The organism is Rhizobium sp. WSM1274 (genome assembly GCF_025200775.1).
GTDB lineage: Bacteria > Pseudomonadota > Alphaproteobacteria > Rhizobiales > Rhizobiaceae > Rhizobium > Rhizobium leguminosarum_I.
In genome coordinates, this window is the sequence record NZ_CP104138.1 from 3,360,753 (window position 1) to 3,374,090 (window position 13,338).

16 protein-coding genes are annotated in these 13,338 nt (G+C 61.6%); 8 read left to right on the plus strand and 8 right to left on the minus strand.

Going from position 1 to position 13,338, the window contains the following annotated elements:
• Positions 1-36: 36 nt before the first annotated feature.
• A complete protein-coding gene (locus N2600_RS16885) occupies positions 37-189 on the minus strand; it encodes a hypothetical protein (protein WP_003581757.1) in 153 nt (50 codons plus the stop codon).
• Between the two features lie 404 nt (positions 190-593).
• Here N2600_RS16885 and N2600_RS16890 point away from each other — a divergent pair, with 404 nt between their 5' ends.
• The 6 genes from N2600_RS16890 to N2600_RS16915 all read left to right on the plus strand — a co-directional run bounded on the left by N2600_RS16890 (position 594) and on the right by N2600_RS16915 (position 6,812).
• Positions 594-1,295 (plus strand): CerR family C-terminal domain-containing protein, encoded by a 702-nt coding sequence (locus tag N2600_RS16890; protein ID WP_222386743.1) that lies wholly within the window; start codon positions 594-596, stop codon positions 1,293-1,295.
• Positions 1,292-2,305: a secretion protein HlyD gene (gene hlyD, locus N2600_RS16895; protein WP_222386744.1), complete on the plus strand. Its 1,014-nt coding sequence runs from the start codon at positions 1,292-1,294 to the stop codon at positions 2,303-2,305. Before N2600_RS16890 ends, hlyD begins: the two co-directional genes overlap by 4 nt.
• Positions 2,302-4,047, plus strand: a complete 1,746-nt coding sequence (locus N2600_RS16900; RefSeq protein WP_260109252.1) for an ATP-binding cassette domain-containing protein — start codon at positions 2,302-2,304, stop codon at positions 4,045-4,047. The genes hlyD and N2600_RS16900 overlap by 4 nt, the downstream gene beginning before the upstream one ends.
• Entirely contained in the window at positions 4,044-5,171 is a 1,128-nt protein-coding gene (locus N2600_RS16905) for an ABC transporter permease (protein ID WP_260109253.1), read from the plus strand. The genes N2600_RS16900 and N2600_RS16905 overlap by 4 nt, the downstream gene beginning before the upstream one ends.
• A 1-nt stretch (position 5,172) precedes the next feature.
• Positions 5,173-6,285, plus strand: coding sequence for an ABC transporter permease (locus N2600_RS16910; RefSeq protein ID WP_260296858.1), 1,113 nt, complete (start codon positions 5,173-5,175; stop codon positions 6,283-6,285).
• Between the two features lie 131 nt (positions 6,286-6,416).
• Positions 6,417-6,812, plus strand: coding sequence for a DUF1236 domain-containing protein (locus tag N2600_RS16915; protein WP_162117989.1), 396 nt, complete (start codon positions 6,417-6,419; stop codon positions 6,810-6,812).
• On the opposite strand, the gene N2600_RS16920 is transcribed toward N2600_RS16915, so the two are convergent.
• The 6 genes from N2600_RS16920 to N2600_RS16945 all read right to left on the minus strand — a co-directional run bounded on the left by N2600_RS16920 (position 6,813) and on the right by N2600_RS16945 (position 11,715).
• Positions 6,813-7,025: a hypothetical protein gene (locus N2600_RS16920; RefSeq protein ID WP_017965772.1), complete on the minus strand. Its 213-nt coding sequence runs from the start codon at positions 7,023-7,025 to the stop codon at positions 6,813-6,815. It lies immediately after the preceding gene.
• Positions 7,026-7,124: 99 nt separating this feature from the next.
• Positions 7,125-8,657 (minus strand): winged helix-turn-helix domain-containing tetratricopeptide repeat protein, encoded by a 1,533-nt coding sequence (locus N2600_RS16925; RefSeq protein WP_260296859.1) that lies wholly within the window; start codon positions 8,655-8,657, stop codon positions 7,125-7,127.
• A 104-nt stretch (positions 8,658-8,761) separates the two neighbouring features.
• A complete protein-coding gene (locus N2600_RS16930) occupies positions 8,762-9,805 on the minus strand; it encodes a Gfo/Idh/MocA family protein (RefSeq protein WP_017965774.1) in 1,044 nt (347 codons plus the stop codon).
• 9 nt (positions 9,806-9,814) lie between these two features.
• Positions 9,815-10,600, minus strand: a complete 786-nt coding sequence (locus N2600_RS16935; protein WP_260296860.1) for a ThuA domain-containing protein — start codon at positions 10,598-10,600, stop codon at positions 9,815-9,817.
• A 191-nt stretch (positions 10,601-10,791) separates the two neighbouring features.
• Positions 10,792-11,133, minus strand: coding sequence for an SMR family transporter (locus tag N2600_RS16940; protein WP_260296861.1), 342 nt, complete (start codon positions 11,131-11,133; stop codon positions 10,792-10,794).
• A gap of 18 nt (positions 11,134-11,151) precedes the next feature.
• Positions 11,152-11,715, minus strand: coding sequence for a TetR/AcrR family transcriptional regulator (locus N2600_RS16945; RefSeq protein ID WP_170257287.1), 564 nt, complete (start codon positions 11,713-11,715; stop codon positions 11,152-11,154).
• 164 nt (positions 11,716-11,879) lie between these two features.
• Here N2600_RS16945 and N2600_RS16950 point away from each other — a divergent pair, with 164 nt between their 5' ends.
• The gene (locus tag N2600_RS16950) at positions 11,880-12,269 is read left to right on the plus strand and encodes a group II truncated hemoglobin (protein ID WP_162118043.1); all 390 of its coding nucleotides are present in this window, start codon (positions 11,880-11,882) and stop codon (positions 12,267-12,269) included.
• Between the two features lie 3 nt (positions 12,270-12,272).
• Positions 12,273-12,644 carry a DUF423 domain-containing protein gene (locus N2600_RS16955; RefSeq protein ID WP_222386751.1) on the plus strand — a complete coding sequence of 124 codons (372 nt, stop codon included), beginning with the start codon at positions 12,273-12,275 and terminating at the stop codon, positions 12,642-12,644.
• A 374-nt stretch (positions 12,645-13,018) separates the two neighbouring features.
• On the opposite strand, the gene N2600_RS16960 is transcribed toward N2600_RS16955, so the two are convergent.
• The gene (locus tag N2600_RS16960) at positions 13,019-13,333 is read right to left on the minus strand and encodes an antibiotic biosynthesis monooxygenase family protein (RefSeq protein ID WP_260296863.1); all 315 of its coding nucleotides are present in this window, start codon (positions 13,331-13,333) and stop codon (positions 13,019-13,021) included.
• Positions 13,334-13,338: the final 5 nt, after the last annotated feature.

Here is a 13,338-nt window from a genome sequence, read left to right on the forward strand (position 1 = left end):
GCGGAAATGCCGATGGCCTCGACGCTGCATCGCAGTCTACAGGACACGATCCAGCTTCTTGTTGATGTGCAGGTTCGGCATCAATCCCGCACTTTGCGCAGCATGATAGGATTCTCGCGCCGCATCGAACGAGATCGACCACATGATGGCGCTGAGCAGCAGAGCGATAATATAGATCTGAATACGCATCGAACTGCCGATACGGAAAGAGCAAGGCAGTTTTGTGTCAAAACATAGTCACAGGGATCACGAAAAAGTGGCGCGTTCTTTGTTTTGCAGCCGGCTGGCACCAGACATATTAGTGTCGTGAAAATTAGTGATATTGCACTGCTACCTGTTAGCAGCCGACCCCGAGGCTTGGTTCCTCTTCCCACCCCGAGAACCCTGAGAGGTCCGTTCCCACGGGCCTCTTTGCTTCTTTCCAAGCGTTTTTCCATAACTGTGAGATCGCCTGATCCGAATTGACGTTGGACCGCTGAACGGCATATCTCGATCCCAAACCAGACCACACGTTCCACGAGCAATGTCATCTTCTTGCCTTGGCAAATATATCAATCGATTGACTTACTTTTCGACTAATGTTACAAATTGCCATGACCCGAGAAGCTAACAGCCAGCCACCGGCCTCCGCCCGCGCCGAGATCGCGCGCCAGAAGATGCTGGACGCTGCCCTCGACGTCTTCGGCCGCTATGGCTTCGATGGCGCCTCGACGCGCCAGCTCGCGGATGCGGCCGGCGTCAACCTGCAGGCGATCCCCTATTATTTCGGCAGCAAAGAAGGTCTCTACATCGCCACGGCCGAATATCTGATGATGCGGATCAATACGCATGTCGGTGACATGAGGGCGCGCGTCGGTGCGCATCTGCTGGCGCTCGACGCTGCGGGCAAACCGCTTGGGGAAGCGGAGGCCCGCCATTTCTTGATCGAGATTTTGCAGACCATGGTGACGCTGTTCGTCGGCGGGGAATCCGAATCCTGGGCGCGTTTCCTGATCCGCGAGCAGATGGAGCCGACCGAAGCCTTCACACGGGTCTATCAGGGCCTCATGCGGCCGATGATCGAGGTGGGCCGGCGGCTGATCGGAGCCATCCTTCACGAGGATCCCGCCTCGGAACATGTGCGCCTTCGCACTTTCACCCTTCTCGGCAGCATTCTCGTCTTCCGCGTCGCCCACGCGGCCGTGCTCGCCCAGATGGAGTGGGACGGAGTCGGCCCGGAACAGGTGGAAACGGTGCGCGGCCTTGCCGCAGAGTTGGTCGATTGCATCGGCTCGCCGAAAGGAAGTGCAGCATGAAACGCATCCTTCCCCTCGCAATCCTTCTTCTCGTTGCGGCAGGTGCCGCCGGCTGGTGGTACGGCCTGCCCCAAAAGCTCGGCTGGTTGCCTGAGGCCAGCCGCGAGTTCGTCCTTTACGGCAATATCGATATCCGCCAGGTCTCGCTCGGCTTCCGCGTCAGTGGCCGCCTCTCCGAACTCCTTGCCGACGAAGGTGACGTCATCAAGAGCGGAACGGTCATGGCGAAGCTCGACGCAACCCCCTATGACTTCGCGGTCCGCTCCGGCGAGGCCAATGTCGCAGCCCTTCGGGCGACGCTCGACAAGCTGAAAGCCGGTCCGCGGCCGACCGAGATCGCCCAGGCACGCGCCGCCTATGACGAAAGTATCGCCGATCTCCGCAATGCCAACCTCGCCTATGACCGCGCCCGCCAGTTGCGACCGCAGGGGACGATTTCCGAGGCGAGCCTTGATCAGGCAACCGCTGCAAGGGCCATGGCCGCCGCACGTTCCGATTCCGCCAACGAGGCGCTGAAACTGCTGCTGGAAGGCTCCCGTGTCGAGGATATTGCCGCTGCCGACGCCCAATTGAAGGCGGCACAGGCAACACTCGCTTCCGCCCGCACTTCGCTAGATGACACCGAACTGCGCGCGCCGAACGACGGCGTCGTGCTCTCCCGCGTCCGGGAAAATGGCGCGATTGTTTCCCCCGCCGACACCGTCTTCGTGTTGTCGCTGACAGAACCCGTCTGGGTTCGCACCTATGTCGCCGAACCCGATCTCGGCCGCATCCATCCCGGCATGAAGGTTTCGGTCACCTCCGATACGGCGTCCAACAAACCCTATGAAGGTACGATCGGCTTCATCTCGCCGGTTGCCGAATTCACGCCGAAATCGGTGGAGACGCCGGAGCTCAGGACCGACCTCGTCTATCGCCTGCGGATTGTCATCGATAAGCCCGGCCCGGATCTGCGCCAGGGCATGCCAGTCACCATGCGTTTTCCTACGCCGACGGCGGACGAACGATGACCGCCGCCGAGACCGGCCGGGGCGACAAGCCGCTTGTCCGGATCGACGGCGTCACCAAGCGCTTCGACGATGCGCCGGCCGTCCTTGACGCCGTCTCCGGCGTCATCGGTGGCGGCGCGATCACCGGTCTCGTCGGCCCTGACGGCGCCGGCAAGACGACGCTGATCCGCCTGATGACCGGCCTGATGCTGCCCGACACGGGAGCTATGGAGGTTCTCGGCTTCGATACCCGGAAGAATGCCGCCGGCATCCAGGCGGCGATCGGCTACATGCCGCAGCGCTTCGGTCTCTATGAGGACCTTTCGGTACAGGAAAACCTCGACCTTTACGCCGATCTGCGTGGCCTGCCGAAGAGCGAACGTGCGAGCGCCTTCGACGAACTGCTCACCTTTACCGATCTCAAGCGTTTCACCGGCAGGCTCGCTGGAAAGCTTTCCGGCGGCATGAAGCAAAAGCTCGGTCTTGCCTGCGCGCTTCTGAAGAAGCCGCGCCTGCTGCTGCTCGACGAGCCGGGCGTCGGCGTCGATCCAATCTCGCGCCGCGACCTCTGGAAGATGGTTGAGAACCTGACGAAGGAAGGCATCGGCGTCCTTTGGTCGACCGCCTATCTCGACGAGGCCGAAGCCTGCGATCATGTGCTGCTCTTGAACCAGGGCAAGCTGCTCTTTTCGGGGAAACCGGCTGACATGACCGGCCGCGTCAGCGACCGGGTTTTCCGCGTCTCGGGCTTGACAGGGCGCCGCCGGCAGGTGCTCGCCGGACTTCTGCAGGCTGATGGCGTCATCGATGGCGTGATCCAGGGCGAGGCGATCCGCCTCGTCGCCGCCAAGGACAGGAAACCGGATATAGGCTCGGCCGGCGATGGCGCGACACTCACCCCTGCCCCGCCGCGCTTCGAAGATGCCTTTATCGACATGCTGGGTGGTGGTCCTGGCGGCCGCTCGAGATTGGCCGAGGCGCAAGAGCCGACGAAAGGCGAGGATGACCGGCCGGTGATCGAGGCCAAGGCGCTGACCAAGCGCTTCGGCGATTTCACCGCTGCCGACAATATCAGCTTCGATATCCGCCGCGGCGAGATCTTCGGCCTGCTCGGCCCAAACGGCGCCGGCAAATCCACCACCTTCAAGATGCTCTGCGGCTTGCTGAAGCCGACAAGCGGCGAAGGCCGCGTCGCCGGTTTCGACCTTCGCCGCGATGCCGCCGAGGCCCGCAACCACCTCGGCTACATGGCGCAGAAATTCTCGCTCTATGGCGATCTGACTGTCATGCAAAATCTCGAATTCTTCTCTGGCGTCTATGGCCTTCGCGGGCCGCACAGGCGCGAACGCATCGAGCTGATGGCCAGCATCTTCGATTTCGGCCGCCATGCCAGCCAGCCGGCGAAAGATCTACCGCTCGGCCTGAAGCAGCGCCTGGCGCTTGCCTGCGCTGTCATGCACGAGCCGCGCGCCCTCTTCCTCGACGAACCGACCTCCGGCGTCGATCCGATCACCCGGCGAGAATTCTGGACGCATATCAATGCGCTGGTCGAAAAGGGCGTGACCGTGCTCGTCACCACCCATTTCATGGACGAGGCGGAATATTGCGACCGCATCTCGCTGATTTATCGCGGACGTTCGATCGCGCTCGGTTCGCCCGATGAATTGAAAGCCCGGGTTGCAACCAAGGAGCAGCCGGACCCGACGATGGAGGACGCCTTCATCGCCCTGGTGCAGCAATCCGAGAAGGAGGATGCCGCATGAGCACCTCCTCCGGCCGGATGCGGCGTCTCTTGGCCCTCGTGCGCAAGGAAAGCTTTCAGGCGATTCGCGATCCGAGCAGCATCCTCATCGCCTTCGTGCTGCCGCTGATCCTGCTCTTTCTCTTCGGCTACGGCGTCTCGCTCGATACCACCCGCACTCGCATCGGCCTCGTGACCGAGGAGATGACGCCGCTGACACAGGATCTGTCGGCGAGTTTCCAAGCCTCGCGCTATTTCGAGGTCGCCGTCAGCCGCGACCGGCGCCTGTTCGAGGACGATCTTGTGCTCGGCAAGGTACGCGGCATTGTCGTCATTCCCGCCGATTTCACCACACGCTACACCGCCGGCAACCGTCCCGATATTCAGATGATTGTCGACGGCTCGGATCCGAACACGGCGAATTTCGTACAGAATTATGCGCGGGGCACCATTGCCAACTGGGAGCGGCAGAGGCAAGCGGACGTCGCCTCCCATAGTCCTGCCATCTCGGTCGAGCAGCGCTTCTGGTTCAATCCTGAACTGACTAGCCGCAATTTCCTCGTGCCTGGCTCCATAGCCATCGTCATGACGCTGGTCGGCACACTTCTGACCTCGCTCGTCGTCGCCCGCGAATGGGAGCGGGGCACGATGGAGGCGATGATGGCAACGCCGGTAACAGCGGTCGAGCTGCTCGCAGGCAAGATCCTGCCTTATTTTCTGCTCGGCCTCACCTCGATGACGCTCTGCGTGCTGCTTGCGGTCTTTCTCTTCGGCGTGCCGTTCCGTGGCTCCGTCGCTGCCCTCTATGCCCTATCGGTCGCCTTCCTGATCCCGGCGCTCGGCCAGGGCCTGTTGATCTCTACGGCAACGAAGAATCAGTTCCTCGCCTCACAGTTGGCGCTGATCTCGGCCTTTCTGCCGGCATTCCTGCTGTCGGGCTTTCTCTTCGAGATCAATTCCATGCCGACCGTGATCCAGTGGGTCACCTTCATCGTGCCGGCGCGTTACCTGATCCCCAGCCTGCAGACGGTGTTCCTCGCCGGCGATATCTGGCCGATGTTCCTGCAGGCGATCGGCGTGATGCTGACGATCGGCGTCATCATGTTCGTGCTTGCGGCGCGCAGCACCAGAAAGAGGATCGGCTGAGATGGGTTGGACAAGGCTTTACGCCCTGATCGTCAAGGAGCTGCTCGCCGTCCTGCGTGATCCGAAGGGCCGCGCCATCCTGATCGGCCCGCCGATCGTCCAGCTTCTCGTCTTCTCCTATGCCGCGACGCTCGAAGTGCGCAATGTCGATGTGATGATCCTCAACCGCGACAGCGGTCACTGGAGCCAGGAACTGATCGAGCGCATCGACGGCTCGCCGACTTTCAGGAAGATCGAGATTGCAGAAAGTCAGGCGGAGGTCCGGGTGGCGATCGACAATCAGACGGCCATTGCCGCCGTTGAGATCGGCCCAGACTTTTCCCGCAATATCGAGGCCGGGACGCCAGCCGACCTGCAAATGGTGCTTGATGGCCGTCGCTCCAACGCCTCGCAGATCGTCGCGGGCTATCTCTCGCAAATCGGCGCCGCCCTTGCCGCCGAGACACCGGCCGGCAAACGTGCCGGCGCCGACATCGTCTCGACACTGCCGCGCAACTGGTTCAACCCGAACCTCACCTATCAATGGTTCATGGTGCCGAACCTGATCGCCAGCATCGCGCTCCTCATCGGCCTGATCGTCACGGCGCTGTCGATTGCTCGCGAGCGCGAGCTCGGCACCTTCGACCAGCTGATGGTCTCGCCGCTGCGTATGCACGAGATTCTGATCGGCAAGCTGATTCCACCGATGATGATCGGCCTCTTCCACATCACCGTCTATATCCTGGCCGCCGTCTTCCTCTTCGAGGTGCCGCTGCGCGGCTCGCTCTTCCTGCTTTACGGCAGCGCGATCTTCTATCTCGGTTCGGTCGCCGGCCTCGGCCTCTTCATCTCGGCGCTGTCGATGACGCAGCAGCAGGCGATCCTCGGCGCTTTCCTTTTCATGGTCCCGGCTATGCTGCTCTCCGGCTTTGCGACGCCGATCGAGAACATGCCGGGATGGTTGCAGCCGGTGACCCTGATCAATCCGCTGCGCTATTTCCTGGTCGTCGTCAAAGGCGTCTTCCTCAAGGATATTCCTTTGAGCGAGGTGGTGAACCAGACGATCCCACTGGCGCTGATCGCCACTGTTACGCTCAGTGCCGCCGCCTGGCTTTTCCGCCGGCGGCTGGAATAACGCATTCCGACCCGGACTTTAGCGGCCTCACATAATGTGAACCGGCCGTCCAAAGCGTGACACTCTCCTGCCGGAACCTCGGATTGGCGCGGTCGTTACCCCAGTGCAATCCCCAGAAAAGGAGAAGCAAAATGTACAAGATTCTCGTTGTTTCCAGCGCCCTTGCGCTGTCGTCATTTGCAACCAATGCGCTCGCTGATGGAGCCGTGACCGGTGCAGCCGGCGGCGCCATCACCGGCGCAATCGTCGGCGGCCCTGTGGGTGCTGCCATTGGCGGTGTGGCCGGCGGTGTCGCCGGTGCCGTTGTCGATCCGCCGCCGCGCGAGGTCGTCACTTATGTCCAGCAGCAGCCAGCCCCGACCGCCTCCGTGGTGGTCCAGGAACCGATCGTCGTCGGCAAGCCGCTTCCGGCAGACGTCGTGGTGACGCCGGTACCTGACAATCCGAAATATGCCTATACGGTCATCAACAATCAACGCGTGATTGTCGAACCCCGCACCCACCGTGTGGTGCAGGTCATCGAATAATCAGGCAACCGAAGCCGCCCGTTGTGGTTCGGCAACTTCCGGCTCCGCTTCGGCGGAGCCTTTTTTCGTGCGCTCGCGCCACCTGCCGATCAGTGAGAACAGAACGACGGCGTACTCTGGCAACTCGAACCCCCGCGGCAGCGCCTCTATCGGAATTTGGTCGCCGTAAAGCTTGCCCTGCCTGAGCGATAGAATATGCACGGTGGAAAGCATGAGCCGATCCTCCATCGATTGACGGGATCAGCATCGCCGAAACGTCCGCTTTGGGTCCTTAAGAGACCGATTAAGGGCTACTAAAACTTCCAAGAGCTTTCAGCGCGGTCGCATTCCGGCCCGCGCCAGTCCTGCCAGAACCGGAACAAAGCGCCGCGGGTCCCTGGCCGGTTGACCGGCTTGAATTTTCTCAAGGGTCGCGCCGGGTGCGATCGCCTCAAGCGCATGCAGGTACTGCCGCGCCTCGGCCATGTTGCCGAGATGCGCATGTGCTGCGATCAGCATCCAGTAGGTCGGGTCGAAATGGGCATTGAGCGCCAGCGAGCGAGCGCCGAAAGAGACCGCCGCCTCGTAATTGCCGCGAAAGATCTCGGCCATCGCGATGCCCGTCAGCGAAAAACGCGCGTCCGGATCTCGCGGCCCCAGCATCAAGGCGCGGTGCAGACGCTCGAGCGCGTCATCGATATCGCCGCAGTGCAGGGCCGCGATGCCGGAGCATGCCGCGACGCGAAGATCATTGGGATTGGCGGCAGCGGCAGCCTCCAGGACGGCCATGCCGCCGTCGTAGTCCTTGCCCGTCTGCAGCAGCGCCATACCGCAATGGACCATCACCCGGGGATCGCCGGCCGAATGCTGGAGGCCGCTGCGTGCAAGCCTGAGGCATTCCGCCTTGTCGTCTTCTCCGAGCGGCGGCCAGCCCATGGTCGTGCGATGTTCGAGCGCCCACGCGGCAAGCGACAGGATCAACGCATTTTCCGGCTCGATGGCCAGGGCCTCGCGCAGCAGCGCATAGGCAACGGCATTGCTTTCGATCGACTCGTCGGTGATGGCAGCAAGCGCACGCAGATAGAGATCATAGACCGCGGGGCTGTTCGGCCGGTCTCGCCGCGATCTCCGGATTTCGGCGATCTCGATCGCCGGCTCGACGATCGTGGCAACGCGCTCGGTGATCCGGTCCTGGAAGGCGAAGACGTGGCTGATGCCGTCTTCGAAATGATCGGCCCAGAGATTGGCCGCCGAAAGGCCGTCGACCAGTTGCACGTTGATGCGCAGCTGCGCGCCCTCTCGCCGGATACTGCCTTCGAGCACGTAGCGCACACCGAATTCCCTGGCCACCTCTCGCACATCGACGCTGCGTCCCTTGTAGACGAAGGCGGAGTTCTGCGAGACCACCGAAAAGGAACGGAAGCGCGAAAGCGCGGTGATGATCTCCGCCACCACGCCGTCGGCGAAATAATCCTGGTCGGCGTCACCGCCGAGATTGGCGAAGGGAAGAACGGCAACCGACGGCGCCTGCGGCGCCACGGGCGCCATCCCGGCATTGTCCTGGCGCGGCAGGCGATAACCAACCCTGGGAACGGTGACGATCCACTCCGTGCCATCCGGGTTTGCGCCGAGAAGCTTCCTGAGCGTGGCAATCTGGACCGTCAGGTTGCCTTCTTCTACGGCAAGTCCCGGCCAGGCCCGCTCCATCAGATCCGCCTTGGTGACGACGCGGCCCTCAGCCTCCAGCAGCAAGCCGAGCAGCGCTACGGGCCGTGGTCCCGCCGCAACGGACTTTCCGTCCCGCCACAGGCTTCCTGTCACGGGATCGTAAAGGAACGGACCAAACGAAAGCCTTGAGCTGCTCATTGCCAGAGCATAGCGCGAAAATATTGCGGACTGAAAGCCGATGGTGCGCCGATGCGCTGGATAAGCCACCGTCGGATGAACGGCAGCTTATCCAGCGGACAGGGTCAAACCTTCAACTCGCGTCGCTCGCGCTCGGTCACCATCGCAAGGTCGAGCACCTTCTGCAGGTTGGCGGCGTGGCGGAAGTTCGGGTCCGGCTGGATGCCGCTTGCCACGGCCTCGGCAAAACGCTCGTAGTTGGTCGCCACCGGTTCAACCTCGATCTTCGTCCAGGTCGCGGTTTCGACATCCTCGCCGAGGCAACCATGCAGCTCCGAACCGCTGGGACGATGGATGACCTCAAGGCTGCCCCTCTCGCCATAAATGCGCAACTTCAACTCGTTCAGATGCCCTGTCGCCCAGCGGCTGGCATGGATGACGCCGAGCGCGCCGTTGGCGAAATCGACAGACATGGTGAAGCTGTCATTGGCATCGAGCAGATATTCGCCGATCTGGCCGCCCGGCGCCTTGTTGAAGGTCTTCAGCCGCGCAAAGACGTGATCGATGTCGGTCGCCGCGCCATAGGCGGCGAAATCGAGAATATGGATGCCGACGTCGCCGAGCACGCCGTTCGAACCATGGCCGGTGGAAAGCCGCCACAGCCAGGTCGATTCCGTGCGCCAGTCGCCCCAGGCGCGCGACACCAGCCAGCTCTGGAGATAGGAGGCTTCCACATGTCTGATCGTGCCGAGCTCGCCAGCAAGCACCATCTCACGGGCGCGCTGCAGCGGCGCGACGTTGCGATAGGTGAGGTTGACCATGTTGATGACGCCGGCCTTTTCGGCGGCCTCCGTCATCTCCAGCGCCTTTGCATAGTTCTCCGCCAGCGGCTTTTCGCAGAAAACGTGTTTGCCCGCAGCAATCAGCGCCATCGTCGTCGGGTGATGGATGCGGTCGGGCGTGACATTTGTCGCCGCATCGAATTCACCCCAGGCGATCGCCTCCTCCAGCGAAAGAAACCGCTTTTCGATGTTGAATTTGTCCGCGAAGGCCGAAAGCCGTTCGGAATCGGTGTCGACGGCGCCGACCACCGTCACGCCGTCGATGAGGGGGAAGCGGGCGAGCTGGTTTTTCGCCATCACCCCCGTGCCAAGAACGAGTAGTCGCATGGATGCTCCTCAGCGGTAACCGGCTTCGCCGGCCTGGTGCAGTCTCGGGCCGCGTTCGACGATCGGCTCCAGTGCTTTTTCTACCGGCACATTTGGAGCGTCGGTGATACCAGTCAACGCCCCCTCAGGGCTATAGGCCCACTTCACGCCGTTGATCAGCACCTTCTGCACATTGACGTCGTGATAGGTCGGATAGGTCTCGTGGCCTGGGCGGAAATAGAAGACGTTGCCGGCGCCACGACGCCAGGTCAGGCCCGAGCGGAACACTTCCCCGCCCTGGAACCAGGAGATGAACACCGTTTCAAGCGGTTCCGGCACCGAGAACTGCTCGCCGTACATTTCCTCGTTCTCGAGTTCGAAATGCTCGCCGATGCCGGCGGCGATCGGATGACGCTGGTTGATCGTCCACAGACGCTCGCGCTCACCCGCCTCGCGCCATTTCAGCGCGCAGGGCGTGCCCATCAGCAGCTTGAAGATCTTGGAGAAATGGCCGGAATGCAGCACCAGCAGGCCCATGCCTTCCCAGACACGCTTGGCAACACGCTCGACGACGACGTCGGAGACCGCGCCGTGATCCTTGTGGCCCCACCAGGTCAAGACGTCGGTCTCAGCAAGGCGGGCTTCGCTGAGACCGTGCTCCGGCTCCTGCAGCGTCGCTGTCGTCGCCGAGATACTTGGATCGGTGTTCAGCGCGTTGGCGATCGTCGTGTGCATGCCCTCGGGATAGATACTCCGGACGACGGCATTGGTATTCTCGTGGATATTCTCTCCCCAGACGACGGTGCGAATGGCCATGATGTGCTCCTGTAGAACCTGGAAGTATCGATAGGCGGGAAGTCAGGATTCAAAGCGCTTTGGAAAACGGCGCCGACTGCGCCTCGTCTCCTCCACGTCCAAGGAACACATAGACCTTTGTCAGTATTTTGACAAAGGGGAAAATTTACCGACTGAAGACGGAAAAACCGGCTGGCAATATAGCAGCAATATCAATGCAAAACCGCTTTAGAAAATAGATTGACGACTAAAACGCCAGATATAATCAACCCAAGCCCGACAATTGCTGGCAAATCGAGACGCTGCTTGAAGAAGACCAGACCTACCGAGGAAATCAGCACGATTCCCAAAGCGCTCCAAATCGCATAGGCGATACCGACGGGGATGCTCTTCAGGGTCAACGATAGGCAATAGAAGGCAGCCGCATAACAGGCGAGGACGAGTGCCGTCGGCCCGATGCGGGTGAACTGCTGCGACAGTTGCAGCGCGGTCGTCCCGATGACTTCGAGCACGATGGCTGCAAACAGCAGCCCGTAGACGGCGGCCTGGCTCATGGCGAATTCCTTTTCGAATTACTTGCCGGTCAGTTCGACAAGGCGATCGATGAGATCCCGCCTCAGAACGCCGCTGATATCATGGCTTTCCAATGTATCTGCGAACCAAAGTCCGTCGGCGGCGAAACGCACGACTTGTGCGTCGAGGGAGGAGTCGGTGCCGATATATTCCTCCGCCCGCGCCTGCACCCATTGGCGCCACCGAAGACGCAGCCGGGGTTCGGCAAGAAGCGCGATCGTCACCTGCGTCCAACTCCGGGAATCGTCGGGACGATCCTTGAGACCGGATACCGCCCTGAGATAGGCGCGGGTGAAGCGGCCCTGCGGCAGCGGATCGCCGCGCATCAATTCCTCCATATCGGCGTCGAACTTTTCGAGCAGGCTTTCAAACAGGGCATCGAGCAGCGCGTTCTTCGTCGGGAAGTGATGCAGCAGCCCGCCCTTGCTGACGCTGGACGCGGCGGAAACCGCGTCGAGCGTGACGGCGGCCATGCCTTCGCTGGCAGCAAGGCGCGCGGCGACATCCAGCAACTGCTGGCGCACGAGGGCGGGCTGCTTCTTGCGATGATGAGCGTTTGACATGCAAATTACAAGATACCGTCCGGACGGTTTTGTCAAACAGAATCGGCGGCTACCCCTGCTTCGGCATTATGCGCGAAATGCCGCGGCACCTTGATGACAGTTGCGATCATTTTCCGCCCGGTGCATGAAGAGGCCGGGGTTGGTCCAGACAGTGGGGATGGTTCGTGACGGAGAAGGTCACCACCTTATATCAGGCGATCGGCGGCGATCCGGTCGTGCGGGCGCTGACGCACCGCTTCTACGAGCTGATGGACACGCTGCCGGAGGCGAGCAACGTGCGCGCCGTGCATCCGCCGAGCCTTACGGGCAGTGAAGTGAAATTCTACGAATATATGAGCGGTTATCTCGGCGGCCCGCCGCTCTATACCGACAAGCGCGGCCATCCGCGTCTGCGCAGCCGCCATTTCGTCGCCGAGATCGGCCCTATCGAGCGTGACGAATGGCTGCTCTGCTTTCGCCGCGCCCTGGACGAGACGATATCGAGCCAGGCGTTGCGCGATCTTATCTGGGCGCCGGTGGAACGTCTCGCCTATCACATGCAGAACAAGGAATAGCCGATGCGCCTCAATGACCGTTTCGTGCCGCTGTTTTACTTGTTGTCGGGCCTGTTCGGCTTTGCCGGCGTGGCGCTTGCGGCAGCGGCTGCGCATGGCGGTGGCGATGCCCACCTGCTCGCCTCGGCCTCGGCAATGTGCCTGGCGCATGCGCCTGCCTTGCTGGCATTGGCGCTCGCCGCCGACAGAATCTATACCGCCTGGCTGGCCGGTTTGCTGATTGGCATCGGCACGCTGCTCTTTTCAGGCGATCTCGTTTCGCTGCGTTTTGCCGGTTCAGGCCTCTTCCCGATGGCCGCCCCGACCGGCGGTTTCGCCATGATGTTCGGCTGGCTGGCCGTTGCCGCCGGAGCGGTTTTTCGCGTCCGGGCCTAGGATTGTCGGTTCGGCATAGCGCTCTGCCGATATTGCTCAGAGGCTTAATGAAGGTTCACAGAGTAGATATACCATCCCGAGGAATGGCTGGGGCCCGCGGCTTGCTCCCTCTTCTCCCCTCGGGGAGAAGGTGGCCCAAAGGGTCGGATGAGGGGCCGCACGGCACGCCATCCATTATTGCCCTTCGCTTACTCTCAGTGCATTCGCGGCTTAGCCGCTCACCCCCTCATCGCCTCGCTATCGCTCCGGCACTTCTCCCCGCTGGGGAGAAGAGACCTGTGGCAGCGCCTCAGGCTCCTTTCTCCGCCGGAGTTGAGAAAGAGCAAAAAATCAAGATTTTAGCGAAGAGCCAAGTCGCTCTTAATCAACCGCAATTAGATCCCATCAACCACGTTGAAGCCTTCGAAAACAGGCGGTCCCTTGTAGATCGCCTTGTGATCGCCGGCATTGCGGTGCGCTGCGCGAAAACTCTCGGACTTCGTCCAGTTCTGAAAATCCGCTTCGCTTTTCCAGACCATATGCGAGGAATAGAGCGTATAGCCTTCCTCTTCGTTGACCTTACCGCGCAACAGGCGGAATTCGACGAAACCGGGCACCTCGGGCAGGCCGGAATCGCGGTTGCGCCAGACCGTCTCGAAATCGCCTTCGCTCCCGGTTGCAACCTTGAAGCGGTTCATTGCGATATACATGAAAT